The organism is Botrimarina sp., assembly GCF_040219535.1.
GTDB lineage: Bacteria > Planctomycetota > Planctomycetia > Pirellulales > Lacipirellulaceae > Botrimarina.
On record NZ_JAVJSH010000020.1, the window covers coordinates 563,786 to 578,063 of the forward strand.

General features: G+C 69.5%; 15 protein-coding genes. 6 read left to right on the forward strand and 9 right to left on the reverse strand.

Features of this window, described 5'->3' with window-relative positions:
• The first annotated feature begins 55 nt into the window (after nucleotides 1-55).
• From hflX to RIC11_RS12570, 3 genes are all read left to right on the forward strand, one after another.
• Entirely contained in the window at nucleotides 56-1,393 is a 1,338-nt protein-coding gene (gene hflX / locus RIC11_RS12560; protein ID WP_350211739.1) for a GTPase HflX, read from the forward strand.
• Entirely contained in the window at nucleotides 1,390-2,169 is a 780-nt protein-coding gene (locus RIC11_RS12565) for an SDR family NAD(P)-dependent oxidoreductase (RefSeq protein WP_350211741.1), read from the forward strand. Before hflX ends, RIC11_RS12565 begins: the two co-directional genes overlap by 4 nt.
• A gap of 230 nt (nucleotides 2,170-2,399) precedes the next feature.
• Nucleotides 2,400-3,086: an RluA family pseudouridine synthase gene (locus RIC11_RS12570; protein WP_350211743.1), complete on the forward strand. Its 687-nt coding sequence runs from the start codon at nucleotides 2,400-2,402 to the stop codon at nucleotides 3,084-3,086.
• A gap of 67 nt (nucleotides 3,087-3,153) precedes the next feature.
• On the opposite strand, the gene RIC11_RS12575 is transcribed toward RIC11_RS12570, so the two are convergent.
• A complete protein-coding gene (locus RIC11_RS12575) occupies nucleotides 3,154-3,729 on the reverse strand; it encodes a hypothetical protein (protein WP_350211745.1) in 576 nt (191 codons plus the stop codon).
• Nucleotides 3,730-3,757: 28 nt separating this feature from the next.
• Here RIC11_RS12575 and RIC11_RS12580 point away from each other — a divergent pair, with 28 nt between their 5' ends.
• The gene (locus RIC11_RS12580) at nucleotides 3,758-3,919 is read left to right on the forward strand and encodes a hypothetical protein (RefSeq protein WP_350211747.1); all 162 of its coding nucleotides are present in this window, start codon (nucleotides 3,758-3,760) and stop codon (nucleotides 3,917-3,919) included.
• A gap of 122 nt (nucleotides 3,920-4,041) precedes the next feature.
• On the opposite strand, the gene RIC11_RS12585 is transcribed toward RIC11_RS12580, so the two are convergent.
• Both RIC11_RS12585 and trxA read right to left on the reverse strand, forming a co-directional pair.
• On the reverse strand, nucleotides 4,042-5,505 hold the full coding sequence (locus tag RIC11_RS12585; protein ID WP_350211749.1) for a coiled-coil domain-containing protein: 1,464 nt from the start codon (nucleotides 5,503-5,505) through the stop codon (nucleotides 4,042-4,044).
• A gap of 184 nt (nucleotides 5,506-5,689) precedes the next feature.
• Nucleotides 5,690-6,013, reverse strand: coding sequence for a thioredoxin (trxA, locus tag RIC11_RS12590; protein ID WP_350211751.1), 324 nt, complete (start codon nucleotides 6,011-6,013; stop codon nucleotides 5,690-5,692).
• Between the two features lie 341 nt (nucleotides 6,014-6,354).
• On the opposite strand from trxA, the gene RIC11_RS12595 reads away from it, so the two are divergent.
• Nucleotides 6,355-6,930, forward strand: a complete 576-nt coding sequence (locus tag RIC11_RS12595) for a thioredoxin family protein (protein ID WP_350211753.1) — start codon at nucleotides 6,355-6,357, stop codon at nucleotides 6,928-6,930.
• A 187-nt stretch (nucleotides 6,931-7,117) separates the two neighbouring features.
• On the forward strand, nucleotides 7,118-7,903 hold the full coding sequence (locus RIC11_RS12600) for a hypothetical protein (RefSeq protein ID WP_350211754.1): 786 nt from the start codon (nucleotides 7,118-7,120) through the stop codon (nucleotides 7,901-7,903).
• 317 nt (nucleotides 7,904-8,220) lie between these two features.
• Here RIC11_RS12600 and RIC11_RS12605 read toward each other — a convergent pair whose 3' ends face one another.
• From RIC11_RS12605 to RIC11_RS12630, 6 genes are all read right to left on the reverse strand, one after another.
• Nucleotides 8,221-9,399, reverse strand: a complete 1,179-nt coding sequence (locus RIC11_RS12605) for a P1 family peptidase (RefSeq protein WP_350211756.1) — start codon at nucleotides 9,397-9,399, stop codon at nucleotides 8,221-8,223.
• A 509-nt stretch (nucleotides 9,400-9,908) separates the two neighbouring features.
• Entirely contained in the window at nucleotides 9,909-10,760 is an 852-nt protein-coding gene (gene ilvE, locus RIC11_RS12610; RefSeq protein ID WP_350211758.1) for a branched-chain-amino-acid transaminase, read from the reverse strand.
• A gap of 195 nt (nucleotides 10,761-10,955) precedes the next feature.
• The gene (locus RIC11_RS12615) at nucleotides 10,956-11,162 is read right to left on the reverse strand and encodes a hypothetical protein (RefSeq protein ID WP_350211760.1); all 207 of its coding nucleotides are present in this window, start codon (nucleotides 11,160-11,162) and stop codon (nucleotides 10,956-10,958) included.
• 146 nt (nucleotides 11,163-11,308) lie between these two features.
• Entirely contained in the window at nucleotides 11,309-12,019 is a 711-nt protein-coding gene (locus RIC11_RS12620) for an ABC transporter ATP-binding protein (RefSeq protein WP_350211762.1), read from the reverse strand.
• 40 nt (nucleotides 12,020-12,059) lie between these two features.
• Nucleotides 12,060-12,680 carry a hypothetical protein gene (locus tag RIC11_RS12625; protein WP_350211764.1) on the reverse strand — a complete coding sequence of 207 codons (621 nt, stop codon included), beginning with the start codon at nucleotides 12,678-12,680 and terminating at the stop codon, nucleotides 12,060-12,062.
• Nucleotides 12,671-14,212, reverse strand: a complete 1,542-nt coding sequence (locus tag RIC11_RS12630) for an ABC transporter permease (RefSeq protein ID WP_350211766.1) — start codon at nucleotides 14,210-14,212, stop codon at nucleotides 12,671-12,673. The genes RIC11_RS12625 and RIC11_RS12630 overlap by 10 nt, the downstream gene beginning before the upstream one ends.
• Between the last annotated feature and the right edge of the window lie 66 nt (nucleotides 14,213-14,278).

Sequence of the window (14,278 nt, forward strand, 5' to 3'; positions counted from 1 at the left end):
AACGAGGCGGCTGGCACGCCGCGTCAACACGACCCCAAGGAACCCGCGCCGCTTAATGGAAATCGATCGAAAGCAGAGCGTCCACAGCGAGGCGGCCGTCTTGGTTGGTGTCGACCTCGCCGGCAGCCCGACCCTGGCCGAGGCGCCGCTCGAGGAACTCGGCGGGTTGGTCGAATCGGCCGGCGCCGAGATCGTGGGCCGCCTGGTCCAGCGGCGCGAAACGCCCGACATCGCCACCTACATCGGCAAGGGCAAGCTCGAAGAGCTCAAGTCGCTGGTGGGCGCCGCCGACGCCGACGTGGTGGTCTTCGACAACGACCTCTCGCCGGCCCAGGTCCGCAACCTGGAGCAAGCGGTTGGGGTCAAGGTGCTCGACCGCACCGAGCTGATCCTCGACATCTTCAGCACCCGCGCCCAAACCCACGAGGCGCGCCTGGCGGTGGAGCTCGCGCAGCTGGAGTACTCGCTGCCGCGGCTCAAGCGGATGTGGACCCACCTGTCGCGGCTCAAGATGGGCGTCGGCATGCGTGGCCCGGGCGAGAAGCAGCTAGAGACCGACCGGCGGCTCGTCGAGAAGCGGATCAACGACCTGAAGCGCGACCTGGACAAGGTCCTCCACCGCAAGGAGCGCGAGGTCGCCGCGCGCAGCGACCGGATGACGGTGTCGCTCGTGGGCTACACCAACGCCGGCAAGAGCACGCTGCTAAACAAGCTGACGGACGCCTCGGTGTACGCCCAGGACCAGCTCTTCGCCACGCTCGACACCCGCACCCGCCAGTGGCGCCTGCCCGGCTGGGGCCCGGTCTTGCTGAGCGACACGGTCGGCTTCATCCGCGACCTGCCCCACCGGCTGATCGCCAGCTTCAAAGCGACCCTCGAAGAAGCCCGCCAGGCCGACCTGCTGCTGCACGTGGCCGACGCGAGCAGCCCCTCGGCCGGCGACCAGATCCGCGCGGTCTACGCGGTGCTCGAGGAGATCGGCATCGAGCAGAAAGACACCCTGCTGGTGCTCAACAAGGCCGACGCGGCCGACGAAGCCACGCTGACCGTGCTCGAGCAACGCTACCCCGGCGCCGTGCGGACCAGCGCGCGCAGCGGCGACGGCCTCGACCGCTTGGCCCGCGCGGTGAGCGACGCGCTCAGCCGCGAGTTCGTCGAGGTCGACGTCGAGACCTCCGTCGGCGACGGCCGCCTGCTGGCCTACCTGGCCAAGCACGGCGAGGTCCTCAGCCGCACGTTCACCGACGACCGGGTGACCGTGCACTGCCGCGTGCCGCGGAAGTACCTGGGCCGCGTCGCCGGCGCCGACACGGTCGTGCGGCCGCGGGCGGCCGACGCCGCTTCGCCCGACGCCCCGCCCAGCGGCGCCGCAGCGATGGGCGAGGTGGCGTGATCCGACTCGACGGCAGCCGAGCACTCGTGACCGGCGCGTCGGGCGGGGTCGGCCGCCGCCTAGCGGTGCGCTTGGCCGAGGCCGGCGCCGACGTGGTGCTGGTCGCCCGCCGCGAAGAGGAGCTGCACCGGACCGCGGAGCAGGCCCGCCGCGCCGGCCGCTCGGCCGTGGTGGTCGCCGGCGACATCACGCTTGCCGAAGACCGCTCCCGCGCCTTGCAGGCCGCGTCGGACGAGCTGGGCGGCCTCGACGTGCTGGTCAACAACGCGGGGGTCGGCGCCCACGGGCGGTTCCACGACTCCTCGCCCGATCGGCTCCGCGCGGTGTTCGAGCTGAACTTCTTCGCCGCGGCCGAGCTGACCCGCGCGGCCGTGCCGCTGCTCGAGAAGAGCGACTCTGCTTGCGTGGCGAACATCGGCTCGGTCCTCGCTTGGCGCGGCGTGCCGCACACGTCGGAGTACTGCGCGAGCAAGTTCGCCCTCCGCGGTTGGTCCGAGGCGATCCGCCCCGAGCTGCGCCGGCTCGGCATCCACGTGCTGCACGCGTCGCCCTCGACGATCCGGACCGAGTTCCGCGAGCACCTGATCGAACGCAAAGAGAGCGTGCCCTGGGGCGGCCGCGGCGGCGTGTCGCCCGACCGGGTCGCGCGGCGTGTCGTGCACGGCATCCGGCGCGGCCGCAACGAGGTCGCGATCGTCTGGGAGGACTGGGCCATCGTCCGCGCGGCCCGTGCCGCCCCCTGGCTCCTCGACCGCGCCCTGCGCCGATATGGTTAGCGCTGGCCGAGAACCCACCACGCCTGGTTGACTGCCGACTCTCAAAATGAGCCGGAGGGGACGCGGATAAACGCGGGTAGAGCGGATACGGGCTTAGCCAGCGTCGCTGGAGAAGCTCGCCGCCCGCGACCGGCGCCGCGCGGCCCGTGGCGTGATCCGCCGACACCCGTAGCATCAGCGTTCCTCCGCGTCCTATTCGGCCGCGGAAGCGACTGCTCTCTGGACACGCTATGCCGCTCGAGGTCCTCTACGACGACGGCCCCGTGCTCGTGGTCAACAAGCGGCCCGGCTTGCTCACCCAGGCGCCCAGCGGGATCGACAGCCTGGAGCTGTGGGTCCGCGACTTCTACCGGCGGCGCGAGCAGATCGAGGGCAAGTTCTATGTTGGCATCGTCCACCGCTTGGATCGGCCGGTGACTGGCGCGATCGTCTTCGGCCGCCACGCCCGCGCCACGCAGCGCCTGGCCCGGCAGTTCCAGGAGCGGACGGTCTCAAAGACCTACTGGGCGTTGGTCGAGGGGCGGGTCGAGCCGGACGAGGGGACCTGGCGTGACCACCTGCACAAGCGGCACGGCATGGCCCAAGCCATCGTGGTGCCCGATGACGACCCGCGCGGCAAGCACGCGGTGCTGCACTACGCGGTCCGTGAGCGTTTGGAAGGGGCCACGTGGCTCGAGATCACGCTCGAGACCGGCAGGACGCACCAGATCCGGGTGCAAGCCGCCAGCCGCGGCCACGCGGTGCTAGGCGACTCGCAGTACGGCGCCACGATGCGATTCGGCGAGCAGACCGCCGACGAGCGCGACCGTCAAATCGCACTGCACGCCCGCCAGCTCGCTTTCCGGCACCCGATGCGGGAAGAAACGGTCACGGTGACCGCGCCGCTGGGCCCGGCGTGGAGCGAGTGGGCCGGCTAGCCGATCAGGCCGCCGGCTGCCGCTCCCTGCTTGGCTCAGCCGCTGCCTGGCTCAGCCGCTGCCTGGCTCAGCCCTTCCGCCGACGGGCGGCTGTCACGAGCCCACCGATCGCCGCCCAGACCAGCAGCGAGCCCGGCTCGGGCGCCACTTCGGGGTTGTCGTCCGGGTCGGGCGTGGGGGGCTCCGGTGGGTTGTAGAGGAGCTTGTCGCTCCCTTCGCCAGCGTTCACTTGCTGGAACCGCACCGCGGCTTTGAGATGACTCAGATCGGTTGGCTGCGAGTTAAAACCCGTCTGCATAGCGAGGGCCAGTTCCATCGCGTTGTTGATAGCCGACGAGCCGGCATTGAGGCTAACAATTAGCGACGCTGTGTCACTGGCGCCTGCAGCCAACGCACCGTTGGCGTTTCCGCCCAGCAGATTGCCGTTATCGGCAATGGCGAGTTCGAACGAGCCGAAGGGCGGAAGCGAGGCGCTGCTGCTGTTCAGTAAGGTGTCGAGCTTAGTTCCCGGCGAGAACGTGCCGGATTGAACGGTCACGAAGTTGGGAAGGTCGATCGCGACCCCCGTCAGCATCGAAGCGGTCGCACCGGCCCCGAAGGTCGGGCTTCCAGTCGTGTTCGTGACCCCGAAGGTCAAGAGCACCGAACCACTCGTGGAGTCAGCGAAGCTGATGCTGACGCTCGCCGATGCGCCTGTAGCTGGCGAGTTGCTCGAAGTGCTCGATGCGTCGAACACCAGAGAGATTGGCTGGATCGACGCGTTAGCGACGGCCGACAGCGCGACTATGCAGCAAGCGAGACCGAGAGTGCGTGCGGGAGTGACCATCGCCTAATGCAGGGTGCGAAATTCTAGATGAGTTTCAGCTATCCGTAATCGAATCTACGCGGTACCCCTAGTCAATCGATAACCCTCAGGATTCTACAAAATAGGTCGAATGCGGTATCTAGCGATTCGCTAGGCGGCGGCTCTGCTCGGTCCGCGCACTTCCGGGCGGCCGGCCAGCAGCTCCCGCAACTGGTCCCGCAGGCCCTGACGCTCGGCGGCCCATCGCGCTTCGCGCTTCTCGTACTGCCGCTGTTGCCGGTCGAGCTCCCGCTCGCGGCCCTCTAGCCGATCGGCCGCGGCGCCGAACTCTTCGTGCCGCCGGCGGGCCCATTCTTGAAGCGAAACCCGCTGCGCTTCGAGTCTCTCGAACTCCTTCTCTACCCGAGCGGCCGCGTCGCGCAGGGCGCCCCGCTCCTCGGCGATCTTGCGGAGGGTCGCCCCGTAGTGGTCGGCGAGCTGGCTCCGCACCTTCGCGATCGACCGGGAGAGCGCCGCCGGCGCGAGCACGCCGGTCAGCTGGGCCCAGGTCTCCTCGGTCGCTAGACGCATCTCGAGGACCTCGCGCTGGGTGTTTTCTAGCTCGGTCTGCATCCGCCGGAGCGATTCGGCGCGGCGGTCGAGCTCGGCCTCGCGGCGGTCGGCCCGCGCGGCGGCCGAGTCGGCTTCGGCTTTCCAAGCCGCGCGGTCGCTGTCGACCGCGCTCCGCTGGTCGTGCTGGCGGGCCCGCAGCTCCTCTTCCCGACGCTCGACCGACGCCGTGCGGCGGGCCAGGTCCTCGCGCTCCTGAGCCAAGAGCCGCTCGGCCTCGGCAACGGCCGCGTCGCGAGCGGCGACCGCCGACAGTTGCTCCTGAAGCTCGGCCACGCGGCGCTCGCTCACGTCGAGCCGCTCGAACCGCTTGAGGGCCGTGTCGATCTCTTGCCGCCGCATCGCGAGCCGCTGCTCGCGGCTGGTGAGGTTCGCGTCGGCTTGCTTGCGGGCCTCGTCGCAGTGCTTGAGCTCGGCCACACGCAGCTGCAGCTCGGTCGCCCGCCGAGCCAGCTCGCGCTCGCGGTCGGCCAGGGCCGCCTGGGCCGAGGCGGCCCGCTGTGCCTGCTGGTCGACGGCTCGGCGCTCGGCGTCGAGCCGGTCGAGCTTCTCGGCGAAGGCCGCCTTGGCCTCGGCGAGGCGAGTCGCCTCGTCCGCCAAGCGGGCCTCGCGCTCGTCGAGCCGCTGCTCACGCTCCGCCACGGCCCGAGCCGCCGACTCGTCGGGCGCCGGCCGGTCGAGGGCCGCCTCGCGCCGCTCGAGCCGCTCGCGCTCGGCCTCGATCTCGCGCCGCGCCTCGGCCACTTTGGCCTCGAAGTCGATTTGCGAGGCTTCGAGCTCCGCGGCGCGTCGCTCGACGTCGGCCGAGCGTTGCTGCAGCCAAGCCGCCAGTTGCCCGGCGTGCCCCTCTGCCGCCGGCGCGGCGGCCAGCGACGGCGCGGCCGGCGGCAGCGCGGGCTCGGCTTCGACGCGAACCAGGCCGCTCGACAGCGGGGCCCGGGCCCCGACCGCACGGCCCGTGTGGCCCCCGTCGAGACGCGGCTTCGCTTGATTGGGATCGTTCATAGGGAGAGACCGCTGGTGTTGCTAGCCAGCGCAGGCCGCAGCGCCTGCGCAGTCCCCCCGATCCCTACCATCGGCAAGCGGGGCCCAGCGAATTAAGCGATCGACCCAATAAAACGAGCGGAGGCCGGGCTGCGGGCCCGGCCTCCGCTTGCGTTGGTTTGTTTGGCGCTTCAGCGGCGGGCGATCAGCCCTTGGCCGCGTCGAGGGCTTCTTGCAGGCGGTTCTTCGCCTGCACGCCGACGAAGCGGTCGACCACCTCGCCCCCTTTGAAGACCATCAGCGTCGGGATGCTGCTGACGCCGTAGGTCTGCGCGGCGCCGGGGGCGTCGTCGACGTTGAGCTTGGCGACCTTCGCCGAGCCGGAGTTATCGCCGGCCAGCTCTTCCACGACCGGGGCGATCTGGCGGCACGGGCCGCACCACGGCGCCCAGAAGTCGAGCAGCACCGGTTGGTCGCTGTTGAGGACTTCCGCCTCGAAGTTTTCGTCGGTGATTTCTTGCACGCCCATCTTGGTACTCCTGCGGGACTCCCGCTTTGGTCACGGCGGCCCGTGGCGGCGCCGTCTAGGTCGCTTCTACGCCTTGGCCGGGCCGTTGGATCGCCGTTGGTTCGGTTCGATTCGTCGCAGGAACGCCGCGGGGCTGGTTGGCTCCGGCGCAAGTGCCGACGAGGCGAGATTTTAGGTCCGCTGGCCGGGGTGTCAACGCACTACCGGCCGCTAGAGCCCCGCCCGGCCGCCGGCGGTGCGTTGACCAGCCGGGGCCGCCGCCGGTCTACTCGAGAGCCGACCACGACCCGCCCACCCCGCTTCGCCGGGTGATATCCCACTAGAACCCAAACGAGGCCCCGATGGTTCGCACCCCCAGCACGATGCAGCCCCTCGGCACGCCGGCCCCCGAATTCTCCCTGCCCGGCGCCGACGGCAAGACCTACTCGCTCGAGCATTTCAACTCGCCCGGCGGGCTGGTCGTGATGTTCATCTGCAACCACTGCCCGTTCGTAAAGCACCTGGCCGACGAGCTAGCGACCTTCGGCAAGCAGTACCAAGAGAAGGGCATGGACGTCGTCGCGATCAGCTCCAACGACGCCCAGAACTACCCCGACGACTCCCCCGAGAAGATGGCCGCCGAGGCCAAGGCCCGCGGCTACACGTTCCCCTACCTGTACGACGAGTCGCAGGAGGTCGCCAAGGCCTACCAAGCGGCTTGCACGCCGGACTTCTTCGTGTACGACGGCGACCACAAGCTGGCGTACCGCGGCCAGTTCGACTCGACCCGCCCCGACGGCGACAAGCCCACCGGCGAGGACCTCCGCGCCGCGTGCGACGCGGTCCTGGCGGGCCAAAAGCCCAGCGAGAAGCAACTGCCTTCGATCGGGTGCAATATCAAGTGGAAGGCCGGCAACGAGCCGGCGTATTTCGGGTAGCGGGAGGGGTTCGGGGTTCGGGCGTCGGGCTTCAGGCTTCAGGCTTCAGGCTTCAGGCTCGCTGTCCACCCTCCCGAAGCCCGAGGCCTGAAGCCCGAAGCCGCCGGCGAAGCCGGCCTTCGCTGCGGTGGCCCGGCCTGCTACGGTGCTCGGCGCTGGATTCTCTGCCTTAGCACGGATGCCCCTCATGCGCCTGCCGCTAGCCCTGCTGTTGTTCGCTTGCTGCCTGCCGCCGGTCGGCGAAGCGGCCGAGTTCCGGATCGAGACCCGTGTGTACGCCCCCGGCGAGGAAGAGCCCGCCAGCGAGAGCGTCACGCTGTTCACGGCCGGCGCCGCTTACGACTTCCGCGACAAGGCCGACCGGGTGACCATCTTCCGCCCCGGCGCGGGGGAGAAGCCGGGCCGGTTTGTGCTGCTCGACACGGCCGACGAGGTCCGCACCGAGATCACCGGCGACCGGGTCGCGATCGCCACCACGAAGCTCCGCCGCTGGGCCGCGCTGCAGAAGGACCCGTTCCTCCGCTTCATAGGCGACCCGGTCTTCGAAGAGCAGTTCAACGCCGACACCGGCGAGCTGCGCCTGACCAGCAAGCACATGAGCTACCGCCTGGTGACCATGCCGGTCGCCAGCCGCGAGGCGATGCGCGAGCTCCGCGCGTTCCTCGACGCGTACGCTCAGCTCCACACGCTGCTCGAAGCCGGCCTGCCCCCCGCGCCGCGGCTGAAGGTCAACGAGATCCTCGCCGGCCACGACGTGGTGCCGCTCGAGGTCGAGCTGTACAGCGGCCCGATCGCCGACGAGCCCGACCTCCGCGCCGAGCACCTCGTCACCTGGATCCTGTCGCGCAACGACCGCAACCGGATCGAGCAAGCCAACCGCCAGGTGGCCGAGTTCGCCGAGGTCGACAACGCCCACTTCAGCAAGTTCGCCGACCGACTGGCCGAGAAACAAGCGGCGGCCGCGAAGCGTTGAGCGGGAGGGCTTCCTCGGAAAAGTCGTGATCGCGTTTCGAGACAAACGCGACACGTCGAAAAACGCCGCGTCACGCTTAAACGTCACGAAACCGACGCTAAGTCGCCGCCGGCTAACGACTTGGTGAAGCGTTACGCGCCTGCCCGGTCGGCCCCGGTTGTAACGAAACGGCGTCGACAAGCGCAGTTCGCTACGGTCTTCAACGCCAATCGGCGGCCCTCCTTTGCCAGAACTAACCCCTCATTGTCGCCCCTGGCAGGCGGCGCCGATGCGATTTGGCCACCCGGCCGGCGTCGTAGCAGCGGCCGCGCGGCCTTTCAGTCCGCCGCGGCGGGCGCCTCGGCGGCGCCGTTGGCGGAGCGCTCGGCGAGCAGGCGGCGGAGCTTGGCGATCGGCACGGCCTCGGCCACGTGGCCGTCGCGGCCGGTGACCGTGTGGGCCTTCAGCAGCGCGTTGTAGATCGCCTCTTGTGTGGCGTCGGCTGCCGCGGTGAACAGCGGCGACAGCCCGCCGTCGGCGAAGTGCGGGCCTCGCCTCGTCAGGGGACCGTCGGCGGGGATCCGTGCCGACTCGGCGGTCGAGAACGCGATCGCGTAGTCGCCGCTGCCGTGCGAGAAGCTCGCGCCGGCCCGGGCCATGCCGACGAAGCACCGCCGCGCGAGCCGCCGCAGTTGCCGCGCGCCCAGCGGCGCGTCGGTCGCCACGACGATCATGCACGAGCCGTCCTCGCCGGCCGCGTCGACTGCCGACCGCTCGTCGCCGGACAGGCCGCTCGGCACGGCCACGCCGGCGATCGTGAGCCGCCCGCCGAAGTTCGTCTGCACGAGCACGCCGACCGTGAACCGCTGGTCGCCGGCCGCCACCCTGCGCGACGACGTGCCCACGCCCCCCTTGTAGCCCATCGTGACCGTGCCGGTCCCGGCGCCGACGGCGCCCTCCTCGACCGGCCCGCCGCGGGCCGCGTCGAGCGCCGCGTGGAAGTGCTCCGTTCGCAGCGGCCGGCTGCGGATGTCGCTCAAGTAGCCGTCGTTGGTCTCGCCGACCACCGGGTTCACCGAGCGGACCGCCTCGTTGCCCGGCGCGGCGAGCGTGCGCTCGACGAGCACCGCCGCGCCCTCCCACACGTTGAGCGTGTTGGTCAGCAAGATCGGGGTCTCGAGCTGCCCGAGCTCGTCGACCTGCGTGACGCCCACCAGCTTGCCGAAGCCGTTGGCCACCGCGACCGCGGCGGGGACCTTTTGTTGGAACAAGTCGCCACCGTGCGGCACGACGGCCGTCACTCCCGTGCGGACGCGCTCCCCGTGCACAACGGTCGCGTGCCCGACGAGCACACCCGGCACGTCGGTGATCGCGTTGTGCGGCCCGGTCGCCTCACCGCCGACTCGCACCCCAATCTCCCGCGCCCGCGGCCGCTCGGCCGCGTGGGCCGCCGCGCCTGAGGCCACGAAGGAAATGGCGAGCAGGACGGGCGTAAAGAACGGGCGGCGGCTAAGCATGCGGGCGGGCGTCGGGGCGGCGTGGCGTGGCGAAGGGACGCCCCGCAGCATAACTCAGCAGACGCCCGCACACGTTCGGCGCTGTCCGTAGGGCGGAGTCCGGCGGCGCCGCACCGCACTGACACATCGAATCGGATCAGTGTTAATTAGCGCGGATTAGCGTTCTCTGCGCCTGCCGACTGAAGGGAGGCCCTTCAATTCTCCGCCGACCTGATTGATCACTTCCTGACGGGCGCGGCGGAGGGGAGGGTGACGGGATCGGGAACGCTAATCGTCGCTGATCGACGCTAATCGGATCGGCGGTGATCAGTTGATGGCGGAGTCCGGCGGCGCCGAATCGCACCGCACCACGGGACCGACGGTGCGATTCCGCTTCGCGGGATTGCGCCCAACGGGACTTGCACCATCCTCACTTAAGGCGGCCCCCGTTGGTCGCTTCCTGACGGGCGCGGGTCGACGGCGGAAGACTAGCGCCTAGCGCCTAGCAACTAGCGCCTCCCCTCCCCCCCTTACTGCCGCACGTGCTTCTGGAACGCGTCGCGTAGGCGGGCGGTCATTTGGCCCGGTTTGCCGTCGCCGATGGGGCGGGAGTCGACTTTTACGACGGGCACGACCTCGGCGGCCGAGCCGGTCAAGAAGCACTCGTCGGCGATGTACACGTCGTGCTTGGTGAGGGCCTTCTCGTGCGCGGGGATCTCCAGCTCGGCGGCCAGCTCGAGCACGACCGCGCGGGTCACGCCGGCGAGGATGCCCGCGTCCAAGGGGGGCGTGTAGAGCTCGCCGTGCTTCACGAGGAAGATGTTGTCGCCGGTGCACTCGGCGACCTCGCCCTTGTGGTTGAGCATCAGCGCCTCGACGCACCCGGCCTGCGCCCCCTCGATCTTGGCCATGATGTTGTTGAGGTAGTTGAGCGACTTGATCCGCGGCGAGAGGGCGGCCGGGTGGTTGCGGATCACGCTCGAGGTGATGATCTCGAGGCCCTTCTCGTAGTGCTCCTCGGGGTAGAGCTGGATCGTGGCGGCGATGATGATCACCTGCGGGTCGCGGCAGCGGTCGGGCCCGAGGCCGAGCGTGCCGGGGCCACGCGTGACGATCAGGCGGATGTAGCCGTCGGTCAGGTCGTTCGCCGCGACGGTCTTCTCGACGGCCGCCGTCATCTCGGCCAGCTCGATGGGAACCCGCAGGCAGATCGCGCGGGCCGACTCGTAGAGCCGCTCGAGGTGCTCCGCCAGGCGGAACACCTTGCCCGAGTAGATCCGCATCCCCTCGAACACGCCGTCGCCGTACAGCAGGCCGTGATCGAACACGCTGACGGTCGCCCGCTCGGAGGGGACGAGCTCGCCGTTGATCCAGACAGGCATGGGAGGAGAGGCGGTAGGCGGTAGGCTGGAGGGTTTGCTGAGTCGCCCGCAGTTTACTGTGGACCGCGCCCGCTTGCCGAGCGGTCCCCGAAGCCCGAAGCCCGAAGCCCGAAGCCAGAGACCCGAAGCCAGAGACCCGAAGCCGGGGCCGTCCGGCCCCCCCCTCAAGCCTGCAGCCTCAAGCCGCGCGCCTCGTCAAGCGGGGATGTCCGTGGTGACGCTGGCGATGTTCAGGATCGAGCAACGCTGAATGCCGTCTTGCGTGCTGATGTGCAGGGTCTCGCCATGAATCATCGCTTGGTCAGGATGCCGCACCTCGTACTCGGCGCCGTTCGTCAGGTGGACGACGAACGGATGGAAGTCGCCGGCGCGGAACAGGTCGAGCAGATCGAGTGGAGTCACGGGGAAGCTTCAGGCTCTAGGCGGTAGGGTGGAGGATTGGCTCCGGCACAATCAGTCTACTACCCAACGTATCGGCCTGCCGACCGCTTCCCGAAGCCCGCAGCCCGAAGCCCGAAGCCCGAAGCCAGGCCGTCCGGCCCCCCCCCTCAAGCCTGCAGCCTCAAGCCTCGCGCCTCCTCGGCGACGCGGCCTTCGACGAGCGTGACGGTGCGGTCGGCGCGGGCGGCGATCGATTGGTCGTGGGTGACCATCACGACCGTCAGGCCCTCGGATTGGTTCAGGTCGCGGACCAAATCGAGCACGCCCTCGCCGCTGGCCGGGTCGAGGTTGCCCGTCGGCTCGTCGGCCAGCAGCAGGCGGGGCTCGTTCATCAGCGCGCGGGCGATGGCGGTGCGTTGCATCTCGCCGCCGGAGAGCTCGCGCGGCTTGTGGGTGAGGCGGTGGCCGAGGCCAACCCGCTCGAGCAGCTCGGCGGCCCGCCGCCTTAGGGCCCGCCGCTTGCCGAGGTAGGCGGCCACGCCGTAGCGGATCATGGCCGGCGCGAGCACGTTCTCTAGCGCCGAGAGCTCCGGCAGCAGGTGGTACGCCTGAAAGACCATGCCGAATTGGCCGTTGCGGAGCGCGTCGCGGCGGCGGCGGCCGAGGGTGTCGATACGCTCGCCGTCGTAGTGGACCTCGCCGGAGTCGGGCCGGTCGAGCGTGGCGAGCACGTGCAGCAGGGTGCTCTTGCCGCTGCCCGATTGGCCGACCACGGCGAGCATCTCCCCGGCGGCGACCTCCAGGTCCGCGCCCCGGAGCACGGGCGCCTCGACGGCGCCTTTGCGGTAGGTCTTGGTGACGCCGCGGGCGGTGAGCACGGGGGGGGCGAATGCGGAAGGCGGAATGCGGAAGGCGGAATCAGTCGTCACGGCTCGATCCTTCGACGCTCGCGGCTTGTTTGGGCTCTTGGTTCTTCTGCTCGCGCAACCAGTACGAGCTACCTTCCATGCAGAACGCATTCTCAGGTGGCTCCTCTAACGCCGCCCGAACCTCCTCAGGCGTCGCTTCGATTCTGGCAGTCCAGCCGTCGTCGCGGCGCGCGAATCGTTGTTCAACCCACAGGTTGTTCAAAGGGCGTAGCCGCAACGCATCTCTTCCCCGTTCAAGCAGCTGTATGGCGAAGCGATCGGCTACGGCGCCATTGGGGGCTGGCCCGAGTGATGCTTGCACATACTGGCGGCCTGCAATTTCGAACAGCACGAATTCCTCAGGGCTGGATCGGCTACCCAACCCGTCAACGAAGGTGAGTGCATACCCCGCTCCCGTTCGCGAGATTTCGACCTGGCGTCCCGTCGCGTACTTCTCAGCTGCCGAGCCGAACACCGTATCGATTTCTTTCCAACGCCCAACTAGCGAGTCGTCTTCTACTGGATCAGTCACTTCTTCTAGCGACGGAAAAGCGGGCATTCGCAGGCACCCTACTGCCGCAACGGCGATCAAGCCGACCGCAAGCCGCTTTCGAACCGCTGCTATTCCCATCGTAATGCCTCCACAGGGTGCAGCCCCGCCGCCCTTCGGGCGGGGAGCACGCTGGCTACCACGGCGATCGCCACCGCGCCGGCAACGATCCAGGCGACCGTGAAGGGCTGGACGATCGTGGGGATGGCGGCGAAGTAGTACACGGCCGGGTCGAACACTTCTTGGCCGGTGGCGACGGCGAGCAGGTCGGCGATCTGGTTGATGTTCGCGACGAACAGCAGCCCGCCGACCAGGCCCGCGCCGGCGCCGACGATCCCGAGCGTGAGGCCGTAGCCGAGGAACACGCCCATGATCCCCGACGCGCTCGCGCCGAGGCTCTTGAGCACGCCGATGTCGCGGGTTTTTTCGACGACGATCATGTAGAAGATCGCCAGGATGCCGAAGCCGGCCACCGCGATGATCAGGAACAGCAGCACGTTGAGCACGGCGGTCTCCATCTGCACGGCGGCCAGCAACGCGCCCTGCTTGTCGCGCCAGGTGCTGACCATGAAGTGGCGCGGGTCGAGCACGCCGGCGATGCGGTCGCGGACCTCGGCCAAGTTCGCGCCGGGCTTGCAGCGGATCTGCAGCGAGTTGAAGTTCGCGACGCCCGTCGACGGGTCGACCATGCCGCGGATCTCTTGGAGCTTCTCGAGCGGCACGAACACGAACGACGCGTCGTACTCGCTCATCTTGCTCTCGTAGAAGTCGACCACGGTGAACAGCGCGTGCCCGGGCTCGGGCGGGGTGGTGCTCATCGGGTAGGTGACCGCGACGTCGTCGCCGGGCTTGAGGAGGAAGCGGTCGACCCCGTCGGCGTCGCGGAAGCCGCCCAGCGCCATGCCGAGCACCAGCCCGGCGTGCTGTTCTTTCATGGGGTCGAAGGTCTCGCCCTGCGGCGCGCCCTCCTCGGGCGGGGCCTGGGCTTCGGCTTGGGCGAACGGGTCGGCCGAGCCGCCGGCGGCTTGTTTTTGGGAGGCCGCGAGGGCCTTGGCTCGTTGCTGGTCGACCCGCGCGCGGATGCGGCGCCAGGCCCAGCCGGCGTTCTCCATCTCGGGCCGGGGCGCGGCCTCGGCGGGGTTTTCGGCTTGGGGGTCGGAGGTCGGGTAGCCGCCGTCGCGGAGGTCGAACGAGAGCCGCTCCCGGTTCTCGGGGTGCTGCAGGTACTGGCCGAAGTCGCTGACCCGGCCGTAGGTGTCCGGCTCGATGCCGATCAGCATCACCGTCTGTTGGACCGGCTGGCCGTGCACGGTCGTGTAGTCCAGCATCGCATGGACCTGCGCGGTGGGGCTGATGCCGAGGACCTGGTCGCCCACTTCGTCGCGGATCAGCCGCATGTGCGTCGCCGCGTCCGGCGCGCCGTTGAGGCTGCGCGACTCGACGACCACGTCGCCGAGCACGCCGTGCAGGCGCTTCTGCATCTCGTGGGTGAAGCCGGCCATCACGCTGTTGACGACGATCATCGTCGCGACGCCGAGCGTGACGCTGATGATCGACGCCAGCGCGATCCAGCGCGTGCGGAGGTATCGCAGGCAGAGGACGAGCTTGTACATGCTAGCGGCGCCGGCGCGCCGGGAATCGGGCCGGGGGGGACACAGCGGCGGCGGACGTTAGCAGCG